At 41.2% G+C, this 20,063-nt stretch carries 17 protein-coding genes; 4 read left to right on the top strand and 13 right to left on the bottom strand.

Going from position 1 to position 20,063, the window contains the following annotated elements; genetic code table 11:
* Positions 1 to 63: 63 nt before the first annotated feature.
* From AMET1_RS04470 to thrC, 6 genes are all read right to left on the bottom strand, one after another.
* Positions 64 to 1,044 carry a radical SAM protein gene (locus AMET1_RS04470; RefSeq protein ID WP_086637269.1) on the bottom strand — a complete coding sequence of 327 codons (981 nt, stop codon included), beginning with the start codon at positions 1,042 to 1,044 and terminating at the stop codon, positions 64 to 66.
* Complete coding sequence (locus AMET1_RS04475; RefSeq protein ID WP_086637270.1) at positions 1,041 to 2,336, bottom strand: TldD/PmbA family protein; 1,296 nt, start codon at positions 2,334 to 2,336, stop codon at positions 1,041 to 1,043. Before AMET1_RS04475 ends, AMET1_RS04470 begins: the two co-directional genes overlap by 4 nt.
* Complete coding sequence (locus tag AMET1_RS04480; protein ID WP_086637271.1) at positions 2,333 to 3,676, bottom strand: TldD/PmbA family protein; 1,344 nt, start codon at positions 3,674 to 3,676, stop codon at positions 2,333 to 2,335. The genes AMET1_RS04475 and AMET1_RS04480 overlap by 4 nt, the downstream gene beginning before the upstream one ends.
* A gap of 318 nt (positions 3,677 to 3,994) precedes the next feature.
* On the bottom strand, positions 3,995 to 5,917 hold the full coding sequence (lonB, locus tag AMET1_RS04485; RefSeq protein ID WP_086637272.1) for an ATP-dependent protease LonB: 1,923 nt from the start codon (positions 5,915 to 5,917) through the stop codon (positions 3,995 to 3,997).
* 282 nt (positions 5,918 to 6,199) lie between these two features.
* On the bottom strand, positions 6,200 to 6,754 hold the full coding sequence (locus AMET1_RS04490) for a VIT1/CCC1 transporter family protein (RefSeq protein ID WP_086637273.1): 555 nt from the start codon (positions 6,752 to 6,754) through the stop codon (positions 6,200 to 6,202).
* Positions 6,755 to 6,797: 43 nt separating this feature from the next.
* The gene (gene thrC, locus AMET1_RS04495; protein ID WP_086637274.1) at positions 6,798 to 8,003 is read right to left on the bottom strand and encodes a threonine synthase; all 1,206 of its coding nucleotides are present in this window, start codon (positions 8,001 to 8,003) and stop codon (positions 6,798 to 6,800) included.
* A gap of 166 nt (positions 8,004 to 8,169) precedes the next feature.
* Between thrC and AMET1_RS04500 the strand changes: the two genes are divergently transcribed.
* On the top strand, positions 8,170 to 8,721 hold the full coding sequence (locus tag AMET1_RS04500) for a TATA-box-binding protein (protein WP_086637275.1): 552 nt from the start codon (positions 8,170 to 8,172) through the stop codon (positions 8,719 to 8,721).
* A gap of 96 nt (positions 8,722 to 8,817) precedes the next feature.
* On the opposite strand, the gene AMET1_RS04505 is transcribed toward AMET1_RS04500, so the two are convergent.
* The 4 genes from AMET1_RS04505 to AMET1_RS04520 all read right to left on the bottom strand — a co-directional run bounded on the left by AMET1_RS04505 (position 8,818) and on the right by AMET1_RS04520 (position 13,078).
* Positions 8,818 to 9,501, bottom strand: a complete 684-nt coding sequence (locus tag AMET1_RS04505; protein WP_086637276.1) for a phosphoglycolate phosphatase — start codon at positions 9,499 to 9,501, stop codon at positions 8,818 to 8,820.
* A gap of 201 nt (positions 9,502 to 9,702) precedes the next feature.
* Positions 9,703 to 10,674 (bottom strand): DNA repair and recombination protein RadA, encoded by a 972-nt coding sequence (gene radA, locus AMET1_RS04510; RefSeq protein WP_086637277.1) that lies wholly within the window; start codon positions 10,672 to 10,674, stop codon positions 9,703 to 9,705.
* A gap of 131 nt (positions 10,675 to 10,805) precedes the next feature.
* A complete protein-coding gene (locus AMET1_RS04515; RefSeq protein WP_086637278.1) occupies positions 10,806 to 12,260 on the bottom strand; it encodes an OB-fold nucleic acid binding domain-containing protein in 1,455 nt (484 codons plus the stop codon).
* Between the two features lie 155 nt (positions 12,261 to 12,415).
* Positions 12,416 to 13,078 (bottom strand): DUF5612 domain-containing protein, encoded by a 663-nt coding sequence (locus AMET1_RS04520; RefSeq protein ID WP_086637279.1) that lies wholly within the window; start codon positions 13,076 to 13,078, stop codon positions 12,416 to 12,418.
* A 97-nt stretch (positions 13,079 to 13,175) separates the two neighbouring features.
* On the opposite strand from AMET1_RS04520, the gene mtnA reads away from it, so the two are divergent.
* Together mtnA and AMET1_RS04530 are read left to right on the top strand one after the other, a co-directional pair.
* Positions 13,176 to 14,132, top strand: coding sequence for an S-methyl-5-thioribose-1-phosphate isomerase (gene mtnA / locus AMET1_RS04525; RefSeq protein ID WP_086637280.1), 957 nt, complete (start codon positions 13,176 to 13,178; stop codon positions 14,130 to 14,132).
* A gap of 66 nt (positions 14,133 to 14,198) precedes the next feature.
* On the top strand, positions 14,199 to 14,741 hold the full coding sequence (locus tag AMET1_RS04530; protein ID WP_086637281.1) for a DUF116 domain-containing protein: 543 nt from the start codon (positions 14,199 to 14,201) through the stop codon (positions 14,739 to 14,741).
* 162 nt (positions 14,742 to 14,903) lie between these two features.
* Here AMET1_RS04530 and pheT read toward each other — a convergent pair whose 3' ends face one another.
* From pheT to AMET1_RS04540, 3 genes are all read right to left on the bottom strand, one after another.
* The gene (pheT, locus tag AMET1_RS04535; protein WP_161490767.1) at positions 14,904 to 16,550 is read right to left on the bottom strand and encodes a phenylalanine--tRNA ligase subunit beta; all 1,647 of its coding nucleotides are present in this window, start codon (positions 16,548 to 16,550) and stop codon (positions 14,904 to 14,906) included.
* Entirely contained in the window at positions 16,538 to 18,058 is a 1,521-nt protein-coding gene (gene pheS, locus AMET1_RS07795) for a phenylalanine--tRNA ligase subunit alpha (RefSeq protein WP_143406844.1), read from the bottom strand. The genes pheT and pheS overlap by 13 nt, the downstream gene beginning before the upstream one ends.
* A 250-nt stretch (positions 18,059 to 18,308) precedes the next feature.
* Positions 18,309 to 18,941, bottom strand: a complete 633-nt coding sequence (locus AMET1_RS04540) for a Dph6-related ATP pyrophosphatase (protein ID WP_086637283.1) — start codon at positions 18,939 to 18,941, stop codon at positions 18,309 to 18,311.
* A 132-nt stretch (positions 18,942 to 19,073) separates the two neighbouring features.
* On the opposite strand from AMET1_RS04540, the gene AMET1_RS04545 reads away from it, so the two are divergent.
* Positions 19,074 to 20,054: a sugar phosphate nucleotidyltransferase gene (locus AMET1_RS04545; RefSeq protein ID WP_086637284.1), complete on the top strand. Its 981-nt coding sequence runs from the start codon at positions 19,074 to 19,076 to the stop codon at positions 20,052 to 20,054.
* The last annotated feature ends 9 nt before the right edge of the window (positions 20,055 to 20,063 follow it).

The raw sequence follows: 20,063 nt of genomic DNA on the forward strand, positions 1-20,063 counted from the left end.
ATCTAAGGTTAGTTAATGTTTTCGAAAAAAAGTTGGTTTGAACTTTGTTTTTGGTGGGTTCAGCTAGCCTACTAGGTTTGCTAGGCCTGCGTCCATTACTATGTCTAGAGCTCTGTCTTTTTCTTCTGTTGTTAGTGTTCGGTTTATTTGGGGGTGGTTTTGGGCTTTGTATGTGGGTCTGTATTGGAACATTAGGTTGAATCTTGTGTTTTTACCTAGGTTTTTGCTTACCCAGTTTGCTATGTGTTTTGTGCAGCATTCGATGTGGCCTGGTAGGACTAGATGTCTTATTAGGACGTCTGTTTGTTGTTTTGCTTCGAGTAGGTTTCTTTCTACTGTTTGTGTGTATTTTGGTGTTTCTGATAGTTTTTCTGCGCATTTGTTTGTTCCGTATCTATAGTCTGCGAGGTATAGGTCTATTGTTCCGTCTAGTAGTCTCATTGTTTGTGTTGACATGTACATGTTTGAGTTCCATATTATGGGGATTTGGGCTGTGAAGTTGTTTAGTATCTGTAGTATTGTTTTTAGGTGTGGTGTTGGGTCGCCGCCTACGAAGTTTACGTTTTTGGAGCCCTCTATTTTTCTTCTAACTATTTTTTCACAGATGTTTGTGGGGTGTACTGCGGTTCCTCCTTTCGCTTCCTGTGATATCTCCCAGTTTTGGCAGTATGCGCATTTGAAGTTGCAGCCGTGGAAGAATATTGTGTGTGAGGGTACCAGTTCTGGTTCTTCTCCATAGTGTAGGAACTCGCTGCTGTATCTTGATACTGCGGGTATGTTGCAGATTCCGGTTTCTTTGGCTAGTCTGTTTACTTTGCAGCGGTGTTCGCAGAGGTGGCAGTTTCTTAATATCCTGCCTGCTAACTCGGTTTTTAGGTCGAGGTATGTGTGTGGGCCGTCTCCAACTGGGTTTTGATGTGTTTTCCATAGTTGTTCTGTTTCTGCATCAAGGTCTATGTCTACATGTTTTTTTTGGGTTGTTATGTAGTTGGGTTCTATACTGCCTTCCAGAACACTGTTGTAGTGTTCAAGCCCTTTTTTCATGTTGAGATCCTCGATTTGGTTTTTATTGAGGGGGTTACGATGTTTCCGATTTTTCTTACATCGTTCCCTATTTCAAGTATATCGTTAAGTAGTTCAAATATATTTCCTGATACCATTAGTTCTGATAGGGGTTGTAGTTCTCCGTTTTTTATTTCGAATGCTTCGTTTGTTCCTACTGAGAAATCGCCTGATATTTGGTTTGCTGTGTGTGCTCCTAATACGCTGCGTATAACTATTGTTCCATTTGTAAGGAGGTTTTGTTTGTCTGTTTTTGGGTTTATAACTAGGTTTCTTGGGGATATTTGTGGTAGTGAGCCGTATGATGGTCTTACTCCGTTTGAAGTGCTGTTGCAACCTTCTTTATACCCTGCTTTTAGGTTGTAGAATGCTCCTTTGAGAACTCCGTTCTCTATTATTTTGTGTTTTTTTGATGGGGTTCCTTCGTCGTCTGTAGGTCTTGAGTTTAAACCACCATCAAGTGTTCCATCATCGGTTATTTCCAGTATGTCTGGAGCGATTTCTTTGTTCATGTATTGTTGTGCTTTTGATCTACCACGCTGTATCTCTAATGCGTTTAGGGATGGAACTAATGTGGAGTTGAGTAGGCTGGTTAATGCTATTGGTTCTAGAACTAACTCTCGTTTTCCAGGGGATGTGGTTTCTCCTGACATTGATTTAACGGCTATCTCTGCTGCTTGGCTTCCAATCCACTGGTAATCCAGGTCGTTTTTCCTTGAATACTGGAATTCATATGATGTTGAGGCGTTTTCACCGGCTCCAGCTATCGTGCTTATACTTGCTTGCATCAATGTGGTTGTTGTTTCTACGTCAACACCATATGTGTTTTTTATCTGTGTTTTTGCTTTAGAGGTTTTTACTGAACCGGAGGTGGATCTAGCTTGACCTTTGTTTGCAGATTCTATCAACAATTTTGTTTTAGGTAGTAGGTCGTCGTATGTTGCATTAGCAACCTCACTATCGTAAACACCATTTACTTTAGGTGTTTTTCCTGAGGTTGCCAGGCTGCCGAGTGTTTTTTTACTGACCCCTGCGTGTTTTAATGCGTCATCTATCCTTTCACTTATCTTATCAGGGTCGGTAGTGCTTGAAAAACCAGGAGATTTATCTTTCAATACACGTATCCCCAACCCCCAATGGTCATCGGATTTCACATACTTTATCTCCTGTTTCTCGATCTCGATGTTCAAAGACTCTTCATCTTTTACATACACCTCAGCCTGACTGGCACCTCTCTCCAAACATGTTTCCAAGATTTTTTCAAGCTCTATCAACTGTCTCCACCTCCAACCAGTAGGTTGGAAACTCTTGTGTGTGGACCTCCATCTGTCACCGGAACTCCCTGACCACCTTTACCGCAAAAACCAGGGTAGTACTCAAGGTCGTTCGCCAATGCATCGATATTCAACAACGTCTTCAATGTTCTTCCTGAGAGTGAAACATCACGTAGGTGTTGATCCAGCTCCCCACCATCTATCGTATAGCCGTCTTCAGCGTTGAACTGGAAGGTTCCTTCACCACTCGATACCTGGCCTCCACGAGACCCACGTAGGTATACACCACTACCTATATCCTCCAACATCTCCTCTAAACTCCAGTCACCAGGCTTTATATATGTATTGCTCATCCTTACAAGAGGGTTGTTAGAATAGCTCTGGCTTCTGAAATTAGGGGTCACAGGAGACATAGTTTGGGCAGCACTCTCCCTAGAATTCAAGTAACCCTTCAAAACCCCGTTCTCTATAATCGTTGTAGGTTCAGCCGGCACACCCTCCCAATCAAATGGATAGTATCCAAAATTACCTTTAAGCGAAGGGTCATCAACAACGGTCACCACATCAGAACCAACCTGACTACCCAACCTACCTTTTAAAATAGAGTTGTCCATTGCAACCAGATCACCCTCACTCGCATGGCCAACAGCCTCATGAATGAAAACACCGGCAAGCTCCGGGTCCATTATAACCGGATACTGACCGCTAGGTGGCGACCCTGCATCCAACAAACTATCCGCCTTCCGACCCAAATCCCTACAAAGCTCTCTAAAACCCTGTTCTTCAAGTATCTCATATCCCTTAGAACCATAAACCCTCTCACCCGCCGTCTGCAACATATCTCCCTCTTTAGCAACAGCCTTACCAGAAACACCAGTTCTAACCAAGTTATAACTTGCTTCCTCACCACTAGAGTTGGAATAACTAAACTCAAACTCCGAGTCAGTGTAAGTAAACTTAGTGCTCTTCACCCGACCCTGCAATGCCTCATTATGACAACCAACCAAATAATCGATCTTCTCAGACAACTCAACAAACCTCGGATTAACCTCAACATCCAAAGACATTGAAGAGGGAGACCTATCAATCTCAACCGATTTAAAACCAGGTCTAGCGGGCGACAGCTCAGCAAGCCTACAAGCCTTCTCAACAACCCCTTCCATATCCAAACTACCTAGGTCGCTCACAGAAGTCGAAGCAAAACCCCAAGAACCATCGTCCAACGCCCTCACGGAAAAGCCACAAGAACTATCCGACTTAACATCCTCAACCTCACCATCCTCAACCTCAATACTCGAAGTATCAGAAACGACTGAAACTGACTCAAAAAAATCAACCATCTATACCACAACTAAAACAAAAAATAAAATCCATAATCAACAACACACTCCAACCATCATCCATACTAAACAATAATACATCAAACTACTTGAACCCACCCACACCCAAACACCAAACACATTTTGTTGACCATCAAAAAAAAACACAAAGAAGGTGTCTAACTAAGTTTCCAGAAAAACTTTTTTTTCGTTCAGCTTTGAAATGTCATTCAAATATGGGTTATTGGTGATTGTGTCCAGGTTATGGTGGTTGGGAATATAAAAAAATTGGGGAGGGGTTTTTTGTTTGGGGGTTGAAGAAAAGAAAGATGGGGGTTGTTATTGTGGTGTTGGTTGGTCGTCGAGTGAGACTCCTTCTACGCTGTCTTTTGCGATTGTTGCTATGTTTTTGAGTTTGTCTACGAAGTCTTTTTTCTTTTTGCCTGCTAGTGCTTCTTTCAGTACTTGGTCTATTGAGCTGACTGGTATTATCTCTATTTTTTCGCGGTATCTGTCTTCGACTAGTACGTCGTCTTCGTTGGCTTTTGGTATTAGTACTTTTTCGACTCCTGCTTCGGCTGCGGCTTCTATTTTGGCTGTTACTCCTCCTACTGGGAGTACTTCGCCTCTTACGCTTAGGCTTCCTGTCATTGCGATGTTTTGTTTGACTGGTATGTCTTCTAGGGCGCTTATTACTGCGGTGGCGACGCTTATTGATGCTGAATCGCCTTCTACGCCTTCGTATGTTCCTACGAATTGGATGTGTACGTCTAGGTTTGACATGTCTCGTCCGCTGAATTTTTTGACGAGTGCTGATACGTTTTGTACTGCTTCTTGCGCTATTTCTTGGAGTCGGCCTGTTGCTATTACTTGGCCTTCTTCTTTTGATTGTGCTGGTGTTATTTCTGTTACGATTGGTAGTACGATTCCTGAGTCGCCGCCCATTACTGCTAGGCCGTTTACTCTTCCTACTTTTTGGCCTTCGACTTCGAACATTCGGTATTCTTTTCTTTTTTCTATGTAGTCGTCTGCGACTTGTTGTTCTAGGGTTCTTGCTATTTTTTTGGCTTCTATGACGTTTTCTCTGTCTACGAGGTCGTTTCCTTGTGCTCTGGCTATGTCTCCTGCTACTCTGATTAGTCCTCCTAGTTCTCTTATTTTGAGTGTTAGTCTGCCTTTTCTTCCTGCTCTGCGTCGTGCTTCTCTTATTATTTCTGTTACGGCTTGGTTTTTGAAGTGTGGTATTTTTTCGTCTTTCAGTACTTCTTGTGCTACGACTCTTACGAGGTTTCTTCTGTTTTCTGGTGTGTCTTCCATGTGGTCGTTCATGTAGATTTCGTATCCGTATCCTCTGATTCTGGATCTGAGTGCTGGGTGCATTCCTTTTAATGCGTCTAGGTTTCCTGCTGCTACCATTATGAAGTCGGTTGGAACGGGTCTGGTGTTGACCATTGCTCCGCTGCTTCTTTCTGACTGTCCTTTTATTGAGAACTCTCTGTCTTGCATTGATGAGAGTAGTTGTTGTTGGCTTTCTATCCGTAGTGTGTTTATTTCGTCTACGAAGAGGACTCCTTTATTCGCTTTGTGTATTGCTCCTGGCTCAACTCTTTCGTGTGCTGGTGTTCCTAATCCACCTGATTGGAATGGGTCGTGTCTTACGTCTCCGAGCAATGCTCCTGAATGTGATCCTGTTGCATCTACGAATGGTGCTTTGTCTTCGCCTTCGTTGTTTACGAGTAGTTTTGGTACGGCTTTTTCATCTGAACCGGATATGTATCGTGCTGCAACGAAGACAACTGCTGCTGCGATGACAGCGAGGAACATTCCTGAGAACTCACCGGTCTGTATGTATGAAGCGATACCGAAAGCCATTATAGCCAGTATTATCAACATCAGTATGGCGTTTCTAGCTCTATTCCGTTTTTCAGCTTCTTCTTTGTGTGAGTCCACTATCTGTTTGCCTTTTCCAGCTGGTACAACCCTTACGTCAGGATTGTTTTCATCCTCTGGGTTTGGATAAATCAGTATGTCTTGTAGTTCTTCACTTGGCAGTATCTCGGCCATCGCTTTAGCCAACATAGATTTACCTGTTCCTGGAGGGCCGAGCATCATCACATGTCTTTTCTGTCTCGCGGCCTTTTTGATAACCTCTACGGCGTGGTCTTGACCTATAACCTGGTCTATAAGGTTATCGGGAACTTCTATTTCTTCTGTGGTTTCTATATCAAGGCCACCTAGAGGGTCGTCTTCCACTTCACTCATTATATATCACAAATTTCTAATCAAATTAATCAATATTGGTTAACAATCAACAATTCAGTCAACTATCTTACCACGACTATAGCTATCAGGTTTTTTCCTGTTCTAGCTGTAACTTCATATCAAGTTGGACAACAACTTAAATTAATGGGAAAAAACTGGTTTTTAGGTTGTTTTGTTCTCTTTAGTTTACATTTTGGTTTTTTATTTATATCTATTTTTTTATATATGTGGTTCGATATTGGTTTAATTTAAAGATATAAAAAAGGGTTTTTTGGTTGTTGGTTATCTTAGTGTGATGTGTATTCCTTGTTGTATTAGTGTGGCGACGACTGCTACGGTTAATGCGATCAATGCCATTTTTATTCCCATTCGGATTAGGTGTTTTTCTGATACTTTTCCTGATAGGAATCCTATTGCGAATGCGAATATGGCTGTTAGTGTTACTGCTATGAAGACTGCTTGTTCTGCTGGAAAGAAGAAGTAGGGGGCTACTGGTACAGATGCTCCGAGTACTGAGGATAGGCCATCCATTAGGGCTTTTATTCGGACTTGTTTTTTCTTTGTTTTGTGTAGTGTTGTGTTCTCCATCTCTTCCCTCAACATTGATTTTCGGATCTCTTTCATCCCGACCTCCATCTCTGTGCGTTCTGCTGAGAGGGCTGCGAAGGTGTTTGATAGTCCGCTTGCTACTCCACCGCTTATTCCAGCTGCTATTATGATTGTGGATTCGGCTCCATATGCCCCTATGACTATGCCTAATGTTGTTAGTATGCCGTCTATCGCTCCTCTGGTGATGTTTCCAAGTGTTGCTTCAATTATCTCTAAATATCTTGACATTTTGATATAACTATTTTTAAATAGTCTTTTTGTTTTAGTTTTTTTAGATGTGGTTTAAAACGGTTTGTAGGTTGGCTTCCACTTCTTTTGGTGGTTTGCAGACTTCTATTATCTCTTCTGAGTCCTTTAAGAGGTGTCCAGTTGTTACGCAGACAATTTTTTCATCCGGCTCTACCTCTCCATTGTCTACCAGTTTTTTTAATCCAGCTACAGATGAAGCGCTCGCTGGCTCTACCCCTATTCCTTCAAGTCGTGCGAGTTTTTTCTGCGCCTCAACTATCTCCTGGTCGGATACAGATTCTGCTGTACCACCGGTATCGTAGACAGCGTTTAATGCTTTAGGCCCGTTAACTGGGTTTCCAATTCTTATTGCAGTTGCTAGAGTTTCCGGCTCTCCTTCAGGCGTTATCTTTTTCTGGTTGTTTTTAATCGCCTTTACAAATGGTTTGGAGCCTTCAGACTGGATACCACACATCTTAGGTAGTTCTTCTATTATACCGTGTTGTCTCCACTCTCTCAAACCCTTGTGTATAGCCGATATATTGCCTGCATTACCTACCGGTAGAAACATCCTGTCCGGAACCTCCCAACCAAGCTGTTCAACCGCCTCATACCCAATTGTTTTCTGACCTTCAAGCCTAACTGGATTAACCGAGTTCAGTAGGTATATGTCTTTTTCATTACAAGCCTGCCTTACAAGCTCTAAAGCCCGATCGAAATTGTCTTTTATAGATATCACGTTAGCTCCATGCATCAATGCCTGAGCAACCTTACCCATAGCAACCTTACCAGCCGGCAACAATACTATTGCATCTATACCAGCCTTAGCACCATATATCGAGAGAGCTGCGCTTGTATTACCAGTTGAAGCACAACCAACCCTGCTCAAACCCATCTCCAAAGCCTTCGAAACACCAACAGTCATACCCCTATCCTTGAAACTACCGGTTGGATTACCACCCTCATTCTTTATATACAACTCATCAACACCAACCCAATCAGCAAGCCTATCCGTTTTATAAAGAGGAGTACCTCCCTCAGCAATACTTACTCTCTCATCACAAGGCAGAAAAGCCCGGTATTTCCAGACACCCAAAACACCAGACTTCATCTCATCAATATCCAGCCTCTCTTCAACCTCACCAGCCGTATAAGCCACTTCAAGCAGGCCGTCACAACTAGGACAAACATACAATATCTCTTGATCTGAAAACGTTGAATCACACTCTATACATCTAAGCGATGGCATACAAGTAGAGTTATCCTAAACCAATTTATTTTTTTAGGTAAAACACCCAAACACAAACCAAAACCAACCTACCACCACACTTCCCACCGATTCGTCGAGTGAACACAACAACCCCACAACCCGTGTATTTATATGTAAGTACTTATAAACAATATAAAGGGATATAATTATGGACCCAAAAATTAAAATTGAAAACGTTGTTGCCTCTACTTCTTTCGACCAAGAGATAGACCTTGACAAAATCTACAACGATTTTGAAGATGCCGAATACAACCAAGAAAAGTTCCCAGGTGTCGTATACCGACTCACAGAACCAAAAACCGCAGCACTAATCTTCTCATCAGGAAAACTAGTCTGCACAGGAGCCAAAAACGTAGACGACGTCGAAGTAGCAGTAGACAAAGTAATAAAGAAACTCAAAGGCGCCGGAGTAGACATAAAAAACAAACCCAAAACAGTAGTCCAAAACATAGTCGCATCCGCAAACCTAGACCACCCACTAAACCTAAACCAAATAGCAATCGGATTCGGACTAGAAAACGTAGAATACGAACCCGAACAATTCCCAGGCCTCGTATACAGACTAGAAGAACCAAAAGTCGTACTACTACTATTCGGAAGCGGAAAAATAGTCTGCACAGGCGGAAGAAAACCCGAAGACTGCGAAAAAGGAGTAAAGAAAGTCAAACAAGAACTAGAAGACCTTGGATTAATCTAAAAAACAACATAAATGTTACGGGCCTAACCGCCCGTAAACAAAAAACCCACAACACAACCTAAGTTTGATTTAGTTTTGTTTTGTTTATATTTGGTTTTATATTATTTTTAGTTTTTTTAGTGCTGTTGTGACGCCTTGTCCGTTTTGTTTGTTTATTTTGATGTCTGCTTTTTGTTTTAGTTTTTTTGTTGAGTTTCCTAGGGCTATTCCGGTTCCTGCTTTTTCTATCATTTCTATGTCGTTGTTTGAGTCGCCTATTGCTATGGTTTGTTCTAGTGGTATGTTGAGTTGGTTTGTTAGTTTTTGTAGTGCGGTTGCTTTATTTATGTTTTTGTTTTTGATGTGTATTGCGAACTTGGTGTGGATTACTTCGACATCGTAGTCTTTTATTATTTTCCGTACTTTGTTTGGAGCTATTGTGGGGGCGAATGCTTTTTCTGTATATCTATGGTCTTTGAACTCATTTATCTCGGTTTTTGTTTTTAGGTGTTTGAACGCTTCTATAACTTTTTTGTTATCGGCCAGTATCTGGTTATCGTTTATCCCATGGTTTATAACTCCACCATTCTCAGCAATCACCGGACAGTTCGTACCTAACAATATAGCTGTTGACCTAGCGAAGCAGGTTGCATTACCGGTAGCTAAAATAATCTTTATATCATTTTTTATAGCCCGCCTGATCGCTTTGGTCGCCGAAAGGCTAAGTCTCCTTTGATTATCAGTAATGGTTCCATCAATATCTATAGCAACAGCTTTTATACGACCAGATGGTTGGTTCATTTTATCCTAATCCAAAGCCAAGACTCTTTATCTAAAAAAATTGAGATGCCACCTATTACAAAACCTAACCTAAAAACGAGACCCCACCAACACACAACCAACAAAGTCAAAACCCAACCATTTTAGTAAAGGATTTATATAGTTTAGTTGTCTTGAGGTTAGGTTGGGTTAGGTCTGGTTTTGGTTTGTGTTTGGTTTTGTTTATGCGTCTCTGATTCCTTCTTCTCCTATTGTGAATACGCTTTCTCCTTCTGGCATGCATGGTGAGTCTACTAGGCGTGCGATTCTTTTGTCGCCTTTTGATTTTCTGAGGTAGAGTCTGTATGTTGCCATGTGGCCTAGTATGTTTCCTCCGACTGGTCTTGTTGGGTCTCCGAAGAATGCGTCTGGGTTGCTTTGTACTTGGTTGGTTACTAGGGCTGCTGCGTTGAATAGGTCTGTGAATTTGATTACTTCGTGTAGGTGTTTGTTTAGTTTTTGTTGTCTTTCGGCTAGTGATCCACGGCCTACGTATTCTGCTCTGAAGTGGGATGTTAGTGAGTCTATTATTAGGAGTTTTATTTTTTCTCCTTCTTCTTTTATTTTTTTGGCTAGTTCTCGTGCTTTTTCTGATAGTAGCATTTGGTGGTTGGAGTTGTATGCTCTTGCTACGTATATTTTGTCGAGGACTTCGTCTTCGTCGAGTTCTAGGCTTCTGGCCATTTGTTTGATTCTTTCTGGTCTGAATGAGTTTTCTGTGTCGATGTATATTGCGTTTGAGTTTAGGCCGCCTTTTTCTTTGGGTAGTTGTACTGCTACTGCTAGTTGGTGTGCTATTTGTGTTTTTCCGGAGCCGTATTCTCCGTACATTTCTGTTATTGTTTGTGTTTCGATTCCTCCGCCTAGTAGGCGGTCGAAGTCGTCTGCCATTGTTGTTATTTTACCTATGTTGGCTCTTTTTTCGAGTAGTTTGTTTCCTGTTTCGAATCCTCCGATGTCGGCTTCTTTTCTGGCGGCGTCTATTATGTTTATAGCGGTTTTTTCGCCTATGTCTACTTTTGCGGATAGTTCGGAGGGTGAGCTGACTGCTATTGCTTCTAGTGAGTCGAATTCGTTTTCCATTAGTTTGTCGGCTGTTGCGGGTCCAACTCCAGGTAGGTCTTCTAGTTTTTCTTGTTGAGATAGTTCGGACATATTTTTTCACGCTCTGTTATAGGTTTATTATTACAAATTTGGGGGTTTGGATAGATGTTTTAGTTTTATCCAGGGTGGGTATTGGTTTCTTTTATGGTTAAAAAAAGGTCTTTAGAGGGGGAGTGAAAGTATTATTTTTGTTTGTTTTTTGGTTTTTTCTGGTTGTTTTGTGTTTTGTTTGTGATTGTGTTTGCTTCTTCGAGTATTCTTTCTATGTCTTCGGGGTCTTGGTGTGTTTTTTCTATTTTTTGTGGTTTTACTGTGTGGGTTGATCCTTGTCTTTCTGCGGTTCCTTTTATTCTTACTGTGGTTCCTATTTCTGGTAGTTCTTGGTTTGGTATTTTGATGCATCCTGTTCCGTCGTCGATTATGTTTTTGGATATTACTGTTCCTTTGGTGTCTATTTTTGTTCCGCCGCGTACTTGGGATATGTCGCCTCTTATCTCTTTTATTTCGCTTTCGATTTTGTTTATTGTTGAGTTCCATCCGACGTTTAGTTCGGTTTGGTTTTGGTATCCTTCTTTGGCTTTTGTGTCCTCGATTCTTATTATGTCGCCGATTTCTAGTTGCTGTATTTTCTGGGTATGTTCGTTCCATAATGCGGCGCGTATTTCTTCTGTGCCGTCATCGATGTATATGTTTGTTACTTTGCCTTCGGTTCCATCTTTTTTTTGGAACGTTTTTGTTTCCTGGATTCCTGTTATGTTACCTATTACGTCGTATTGTTTTCCAGGTTCGATTTGGTTGATTGGTGTTGTTTCTGCTTGGTAGTTGACGTCTCTATCCGTTTTATTTATTTTACCTCGATATCCAACGTTTATTTCAAGTTCTCCATATCTCTCTTTTGTGTAGCCATGTTGGATTAAGACACGGTCTCCTACTTCAAGTTGTTTTTCAGCGTTTTCATCCCAAAGTGAGACCTTTATTTTACCAGTTTCATCCCCTATTTTTATCGATTTAACTTTACCGATATCTCCATCTTTTTTCGTAAACTCTTTGGTCGGAGTTACATCCAAGATCTCTCCAGCTACATGTACATTGCTCAACTCATCGGTAATTCCGGAGATTTTGGTTGTTTCCCTTTCATAAGAAACTTCAGAACTATCAATCTTCTCAATCCGACTACCGCCTCCAACATTCACTTCAATACCACTATAACCATCCTTGGTTTTAGCGTTCCTGACATTTAACACGTCACCAACTTCAATCTCACTGGTTTTAACCAAATCCGCCATACCATCCCAGAGAACAAGCCTTATCTCCCCCGACTCATCCCCCAACTCAAGATTCGCAACACGACCAACCGAACCATCATCCCGTTCAAACGTCCGAACACCATGCACATCAACAACCTTACCCTTAAACGAAACAGTCTCGCCTTCACCATCTATCTCAGAAATCTCAACAGGCCCATCACCACTTTCAACACCGATATCCTTAGCAACAAGCTTAGCAGCTGTATCCCGATCACACAAACCCCCTAACTCACCAACCTTCTCCTCAACACGGTCCACAAACTCTTCCTTACTCAAATCAACCTCAGACTCCTGAATCCTATCAAAAACTTCATCAATTCCCATAGACATCAACAAAAATAGTCCTCAAACATAATACAAACTGGGTAACAAAACCAAAACCCAGACCAACCAACCTAACCCAACCCAACCCTACGATTATCTATTCAATTCATCGTTTCTTTAGGTTTAATTTAGTTTTGTTTTTTTGTGTTGTTGGTTTTGTTTTAGAGTTGTTTTCCTTGTGCTTGTTTGATGTTGAATTGTGCTTTGTTTGAGATTGTCATTACTGCGAGTACTCCGGCTAGTGTGGGGTCTGAGACTACTAGGTCTGCTTGTTTGTGTGCGCTTCCGACGTTTTTTAGGCTTATTACCCATACTCCTTCTTTTTTTAGTTCTTTGACTGCTTTTGTTATTTCTCCGCCTAGTAGGGCGCCGGCTAGTACTAGGATTTTTGCGCGGTGTAGTCTTTTGACTGCTTTTACTGCTTCGGAGAGTGATTTTTCTCCTACTATTGGGAGGGTGTCGACTGATATTTTTTCTCCTCGTATGTTGTGTCGGTCGGCTTCGCTTATTGCTCCTTTTGCGACTTCTGATACTTGTGCGCCTCCTCCGAATATTATTACGCGTTTGCCGTATACTTCGTGGAATCTTGGTGATTCGGAGATTTTGATTATGTTTGGGTTGTTTTTTATTTGGTTGATTATTTTTTTGATTTTGTTTGTGTTGTTTATTTCCATGTAGATGTGGGCTTTTCCTTTGTGTTCTCCTCTGTCTAGGATGAATTGTTGGGTGTAGGTTATGTTTCCTTTTTCTTTAGCTACGATTTTTGTTATATCTCTGAGTACTCCGGGTTTGTCTTTTGCGATTGCTGAGATAGCGTTGACCATTTTAACCACATATATTTTAGATTGAAAGGCTATCTAAAGATTGTGGAGTTTTTATTCCTAAATGGATAAAAAATGTTTTTATTGAAGGTGGTTGTTTTTGGATACAGTACGTTTTGAAGATGATAAGGTTTTAATGATTGATCAAACTAAGTTGCCTAACGAACTTGAGTATCTGGAGCTTGAGAGTGTTGAGGAAGTTGCTATTGCTATTGAGGAGTTGAAGGTTCGTGGTGCTCCAGCTATTGGGGTGTCGGCTGCTTTTGGTTTGTTGTTGGCTAGTAAAGAAGGGGATTTAGAGGTATTGGAAGAGGCTGCTGATCGTTTAAGAAGGACTCGTCCCACTGCAGTGAATCTTTTTTGGGCTATAGATCGAGTTATGGATGTTGTGGATAGGTCTGGTGATTGGCAGAAAGCTGTAGAAAAAGAAGCAAAATCGATATTCATGGAAGACCGGGAGATCAACAAGAGGATGGGGGATAATGGAGCAGACCTACTCGATGATGGAGACACCGTTTTAACCCACTGTAACGCTGGTGCATTGGCGACATCAGGGATGTATGGAACTGCATTAGGTGTTATTAAGCGGGCCGTTGAAAGAGATATCGATATAGATGTAGTTTGCACTGAAACAAGACCCGTTCTACAGGGCGCTAGATTAACTTCATACGAACTAACCATGGATATAGGTGTCGACACTACATTGATTGTGGATAGCGCGGTCGGTGCTTTGATGCCTAAAATCGATAAGGTGGTTGTTGGGGCGGACCGTGTTGCCAGAGATGGTGTAGCAAATAAAATAGGCACATACAACATTGCTGTACTCGCAGATAGACATGGGGTAGAGTTTTATGTAGCTGCACCAAAATCAACTTTTGACGAAGAACTAACCATCGATGAAATAGAGATAGAAGAAAGAAGTGAAACCGAGATTAAACAGATATGTGGTTGTCAGATAGCTCCAAACAAAGTAAAAGCATACAACCAAGCATTCGACCTAACACCCGCAGAACTAATCGACGGAGTTATAACAGAAGATGGAGTTACAGAGCTATAGAAAAAATAAAAAGCATAGTTAATAAAAAAACCCAATATAAGGGGCCTCTAAAGAGGTTCAAGAAACTTGAAAGACAAAATAAAAAGACTGATAGGACGTATGTACACCTCTGGTGCACATACAAACGCCCATGAACTAACCTCCAAAGTACTAGGCCAACTTAACTTAAATGAAGAGTGGTCACAGTACGTCGATATAGAAGTTCGAAACATGATGGATCGGGAAGCATTCAAAAAAACCCCGATACATAAAAGAGCTTTATTCCTACCCCACTGTCTACGGAAAGCAGGGGAATGCAAAGGAGAGTACGGCGACCGTGGATTAAAATGCAAAAAATGCGGTAAATGCAATATCGCGGACATCATAGAATACGCAGAAAAACTAGGATACCAAATATACGTAGTTCCAGGAGGAAGCTTAGTATTCAAAGTACTAAAAAACGGCGACGTAGACGCAGTAGTAGGCGTTGCATGCTACGACGAACTAGACCAAGCAATAAAAAAAGCAAACCAAGCAGGATTACCCAGCCAAGGCATCCTACTAAGCGAAGACGGATGCGTCAACACCAAAGTAAACAAAATGGAAGTAGCACGCAAACTACAACTGTAACACCCCTAACAAACCTAAAAGACAGATAAAATACCCCCACAACCAAAATAGATAGGTAAATTAGTGTAATGGGTTGTGATCTACCTATCTAATTAGATAAGATAATGGGTGGAAAGTTTTTTGTGAGGTATATGGTGGGTGGTAGGGTTGGTTTTTTTGGTTTTAGTGGGTTTTTGTTTGGTTTTTTGGTATTTTTTGTGGTTCTATTTCTAGTGCTGTTATTGGGTGGTTTAGTTCGTATTTTTGGATTATTTTTGGGTGTATTTCTCCGTATTCTCCGATTTTTTTGTTGTTTTTTGTGATTTTGGCTGCTCTTCCTGGTATGTATGGTCCGTTTTGTAGTGGTTTGTGTTTGGTTTTTGTGTTGAGTTCGTTTAGTATTGCTTCTGTGTGTGATTTTATTTGGCTGTAGTTCATTTTGGGGCCTATTGCTATTGCTGTGAGGTGTCTGCATTCGTTTATTTTTTTGTTTTGGTGGAAGCATTCTCCGTATTCGAATATTTTTTGTGGTAGGTCTCTGTGTTTGTTGAGTTTCAGTATTTGCATTAGTTTGGGGTAGATTGTTTCTCTGAGTATTGTGTGGTCTGTTGATATTGGGTTTTGTATTTTTACTGGGTTTTTTGTTTGTTTGTTGAGTTTTTTTGTTTCTTGTTTGTTTGTTAGTGTTAGGGTCATTACTTCGTTGTATCCGAGGCCTGTCATTATGTCTCTTAGTTTGTCTCCTAGTTCTTCGGTTGGGTGGCTGGAGCCGATTCCTGGGGTTTTTGGTAGTTTTGGCTGTATGTTTTGGTATCCGTATCCGATTGCTATGTCTTCGATTATGTCCCATTTGTGGAGTATGTCTGCTCTGTAGTTGGGGGTCCATACTTCGATTTTGTTTTGTTTTTGTTTGGCTTTGTATCGCATTTTTTCTAGTGCTTTTGTTGCTTGTTGTGGGGTTATGTTTTGGCCTATTAGGTTTTGTATTTCTTTGTGTTTTATTGTGTGTTTTTTTGGTTTTAGGTTTGGTGTTTTTTGGTTGGTTTTTCCTGTTAGTTGTATTTGTTCTATCTGTCCGTTTCTTTCTGCGAGGGCTGTGGTTATTATGTTTAGTGCTTTGTTTATGCTGTGTTTTTGTGTGCCTGTTACGTCTATGAATACGTTTTTTGTGTTGGTGTTTACTTCTGTTAGTTTGCTGTTGATGATTGGTGGGAATGAGAGTATTTGGTTTTGGTTGTCGGTTATTATTGGGTATTTTTTTGAGTTTTGGATTATGTGTTTGTATTTTTGTCCTTTTGGGTGTTTTTTTAGTATTTGTTTGGGGGTCATTTTTTGGTTGGTGTTTAGTGGTGTGAATGGATGTGTGTTGGGGTTTACTGCTTTGTATGTGAATGGTGGGGTTGTTTTATCTAGGTCGTGTATTCCGATTGATACTTTTTTTCGGTCTCTTCCTAATCCCCAGTGTAGGTTTTCTTGGAGGTCCATTATTGTTTTAATGGTTTTTTCGTTTAGTTTTAGGTTTTTTACGATTGCTCCTACTGCTTCGGGTCGGACTTGGTTGACGGATTGGTGTATTTTCATTTTGGTTTTTGGTTGTTTGGTTTTGTATTGTGGTAGGCCGGTTTCTGTTTCTAGGAAGCCTTTTAGTGCTCTTGCTATTCCTTCTATGCTGAATAGGTCTGGTCTGTTCGGGAAGAACTCTATGTATGCTGTTTCTCCTTCAATTCGTTCTACGTCGGCTCCGATCATTGGTACGCGATCTAATATTGTTTCTCTGTCTTTTTGGACAAGTTCTTCTATTTCTGGTAGGTCTATTTCTATAACCGGCATGTTGGATTCCTCCTTAACCAATCTATATCGCTTTGGTATAGGTCTCTGAGGTCTGTTAGCCCTAGTTTTAGCATTGCTAGTCGGCCGATACCGAGTCCCCAGGCTAGTACTGGGTGTTCGACGCCGATGGGTTTTGTGACTTCGCGTCTGAAGACACCTGCTCCTCCTAACTCTACCCATTCACCTAACTCCTCTACATAAACTTCTGGTTCGACACTTGGTTCGGTGTATGGGAAGTATCCGGGTCGGAACCTGATTTCATCGAATCCCATGCGGCTGTAGAAGGTTGATAGGTATCCCAGTAGGTTGTTGAATGATAGTTTTTCTCCTAAAACTATGCCTTCAAGTTGGTAGAACTGGGGTAGGTGGGTTGCATCTATTGTTTCACGACGGTAGGCTCGGTCTATACTGAAAACTTTTTCTGGTGGCCTTGGGTTTCTGGCGAGATAGCTGATAGTTGTAGAGGTGGTGTGTGTTCTTAATACAGCTTTTTTAGATAGTGAACGGCTCCATGGGTCGCGCCAGCCAGTTGAATCTAACTCCCCTCCCTCTTCATGCATTTTTTTCACACGGCTAACCAGTTCGTCGTCAGGTAGGTCCAGTTCATTTGGAGTTTCTAGGTAGAACGTGTCTTGCATCTCTCTGGCAGGATGGTCTTGAGGTTGGAACAAAGCATCAAAGTTCCAGAAACTAGATTCAACGGTACGGCCTTTAATCTCCTTGAACCCCATGTCTCTAAATATCCGTCGTATATCATCTAAAATAAGTTGGTAAGGATGTCGTTTACCAGGATAAACCGGTTGAGTACTAGCTGTAACATCATACTTACGGAACTCCCGCTCCCTCCACTCTCCAGAACTAATCAACTCGGGAGTTAATTCATGTATATAGTTATCAAAATCTCTGTCCAAGCCATCTCTAACTACCTTACGGCCCTTATCGGTTATCTTCAACTCCCTACTAACCTTCTCAACCTTCTGAACAGCTTGGTTACGGCTCAACAACTCATCCAGAATACTTTCAGGATTATCAACCAACTGTTCAACACTACCCATAGATTTAGGTTCATCGCTCAAAAACCTCAAAACCTTTAGTTCAGGTTTCTCCTCCAACTCTAATCTATCTCTACCCTTATCTGTAAGCTTGATCTCACCACCAACTATCTCACCAAGACCCTTATCACGAATCCAACCAAGCCCGATGTTGAGCACATCACCTTCAAGCTCTTGAGACAAACTACCTAAAGAAGAAACACCATCCCCTACAAAACTTAATACCCTATCCTCAGGAAGTCCATATTCCAATAAACGACGGCCCTCACCACCAATCTCAAAAAAAATCTCACTAGATTCCTCGATCTCAACCAAACCCTTTTCCTGAAGCTCCAAACCAGCCCTCATCACACCGCTCTCATCAACATCTCCAACACCAGCAACCTCAGCTGGCGAAGCAGACCCCAAATCAGAAAGCACCTTCAAAACACCAACTTCATGCGAACGAAAATCCATAATAAATACCTCAAATCAAACAAACAACTAAATCCATGATATACTCCTAACCTACCAATATTACTCCCAAACCAAAATAAAATGGGTGACCCAACACCCCCAAACCAAACACAAACCACCACTACAACCCAAAACAAACTAACTTAATTCAAAACACATCACACGAAATATTTAGGGTAGGTTTGTTCAGAACCTCGGTTGGTGGTGTTAGGGTAATTTTTTTGTTTGGTGTTTTGTGGGTTTGTTTTGTTTATTTTAGGTTTATTGAGATGGTTCCTGTTTTTTTGTCTTTGTGTTTTTTTCCTAGTTTGTATTTTATTTTGTTTTTGAATAGGGGTCCGTTTGTTACGTATGTGTGGTATTCGCCGCCTTCTCCCATTGGATGTATTTTGTTGTTTTTTAGGTACTGTAGGAACTGTTGGTTTAGTGGTTTGCCGAGCCATTTTTCATCTATTTTTTGGGGGTCGATTTTTATTATGATTGCCGTGTACTGGTTGGTGAATTCTTTGTATAGTTTGGTTGGGTTTTCGTTCCATAATGGTAGTACGGGGGTTACTTTGTGTTTTTTGCAGAAGTTTGTGACCCAGTTCTTGTGTTCTTCGATATCCATGTCTCCAAAGACACCTATATCGGGGTTCAATTTTTCTAGTATTTTGCTGTAGTTTTCTTCATATGTATTCCATGTTACCTTTTTTTGTATTAGCTGTAGGTCTAATGCGTCTGCTTGTTTTTGTATATATTTGGGGGGTGTGCCGTGTCCGATTTTCCTGTCCTTGTTTATCATATTGATCAGGTAATCTATCTCCAAATCATGAGTGTTTATAGCGCGATCTAGTGATAGACAACTGTCTTTTCCTCCACTCCAACTGCAGAAACAAGTCATTAATTAACCAACTACCTGTACCTACAAAACGGTTGTCCCCACCATTAAACATAGTTTTTCAGGTGTTTTTTTGGGTGTTTTTTTGGTGTTTTTTAATGTGGTTGAGGTATATATTGGGTATTGTGATATTTTATGAAGGCTGTTGTTCTTGCTGGTGGTAGGGGTACTCGTCTTAGGCCTTTGAGTTTGGAGAGGCCTAAGCCGTTGGTGCCGATTCATGGTAGGGCGATTTTGGATTGGATTATTGATTCGCTTCCTGGTTATTTTGATGAGGTTTTGTTGGCTTGTAATTATATGAAGGATGAGATTAATCGGTATTATGGTGGGCGTGATGTTGGTGTTGAGGTTCGTGTTGTTGATGAGCCTCGGCCTCTTGGTACTGGTGGGGCGATAAAGAATATGGAGCCTTATATTGATGGGGATTTTGTTGTTTTTAATGGTGATATTCTTTCTTCTATCGATGTTGATGGTTTGGTTGGGTATCATCGTTCTAAGGGTGGTGTTGGAGCGATTGCTTTGTGGGGTGTTGAAAATCCAGGTAGGTATGGTATTGTGGGGTTGGATGGTGATGGTCGGATCAATAGGTTTGTGGAGAAACCGTCTCCGGATGAGGTTTTTTCAAATTTGATTAATGCTGGAATCTATGTTTTCGATCAAGAGGTGTTTGGTTATATGGAGCGTGGTAGGAAAACTTCGGTTGAACGTGAGGTTTTTCCAAGGCTTGTTGACGATTTATATGGTTATAGGTTTGATGGGTATTGGGTTGATATCGGTACTCCATCGAGTTATATAGATGCTCATCAAATCTTAGATTCAGATAGAGAACGTTCCAATATGATTAGGGGTAGTGTTGAGGGTTCCTACCTGTATGATGGGGTTGTTGTTGAGGAGGATGTTGTTGTAGAGAACTCGGTTTTGTTGGAGGGTGTTGAACTTAAAGAGGGTAGTAGGGTGTGTAACTCGGTTGTAGGAAGTGGTTCAATCATTATGGATTCTGTTGTTGAGGGTTCTGTTGTTGGTGATGGCTGTAAAGTATCTGGGGTGTGTGTTTGTGATGGTGTTCGGGTTTGGAATGGTGTTGATTTAAGTAGAGATGGTTTTGAGGTGATGTAAATTCCTGAG

It is taken from the genome of Methanonatronarchaeum thermophilum, assembly GCF_002153915.1.
Lineage (GTDB): Archaea > Halobacteriota > Methanonatronarchaeia > Methanonatronarchaeales > Methanonatronarchaeaceae > Methanonatronarchaeum > Methanonatronarchaeum thermophilum.

Bases quoted from the DNA above. Each gene is read 5' to 3' on its own strand.
- lonB (WP_086637272.1), bottom strand. From the start codon at position 5,917: ATGAGTGAAGTGGAAGACGACCCTCTAGGTGGCCTTGATATAGAAACC.
- AMET1_RS04470 (WP_086637269.1), bottom strand. From the start codon at position 1,044: ATGAAAAAAGGGCTTGAACACTACAACAGTGTTCTGGAAGGCAGTATA.
- AMET1_RS04515 (WP_086637278.1), bottom strand. From the start codon at position 12,260: ATGTCTATGGGAATTGATGAAGTTTTTGATAGGATTCAGGAGTCTGAG.
- AMET1_RS04540 (WP_086637283.1), bottom strand. From the start codon at position 18,941: ATGACTTGTTTCTGCAGTTGGAGTGGAGGAAAAGACAGTTGTCTATCA.
- pheS (WP_143406844.1), bottom strand. From the start codon at position 18,058: ATGGATTTTCGTTCGCATGAAGTTGGTGTTTTGAAGGTGCTTTCTGAT.
- pheT (WP_161490767.1), bottom strand. From the start codon at position 16,550: ATGCCGGTTATAGAAATAGACCTACCAGAAATAGAAGAACTTGTCCAA.
- AMET1_RS04520 (WP_086637279.1), bottom strand. From the start codon at position 13,078: ATGGTCAACGCTATCTCAGCAATCGCAAAAGACAAACCCGGAGTACTC.
- AMET1_RS04490 (WP_086637273.1), bottom strand. From the start codon at position 6,754: ATGTCAAGATATTTAGAGATAATTGAAGCAACACTTGGAAACATCACC.
- thrC (WP_086637274.1), bottom strand. From the start codon at position 8,003: ATGCCATCGCTTAGATGTATAGAGTGTGATTCAACGTTTTCAGATCAA.
- radA (WP_086637277.1), bottom strand. From the start codon at position 10,674: ATGTCCGAACTATCTCAACAAGAAAAACTAGAAGACCTACCTGGAGTT.
- AMET1_RS04505 (WP_086637276.1), bottom strand. From the start codon at position 9,501: ATGAACCAACCATCTGGTCGTATAAAAGCTGTTGCTATAGATATTGAT.
- AMET1_RS04545 (WP_086637284.1), top strand. From the start codon at position 19,074: ATGAAGGCTGTTGTTCTTGCTGGTGGTAGGGGTACTCGTCTTAGGCCT.
- AMET1_RS04480 (WP_086637271.1), bottom strand. From the start codon at position 3,676: ATGGTTGATTTTTTTGAGTCAGTTTCAGTCGTTTCTGATACTTCGAGT.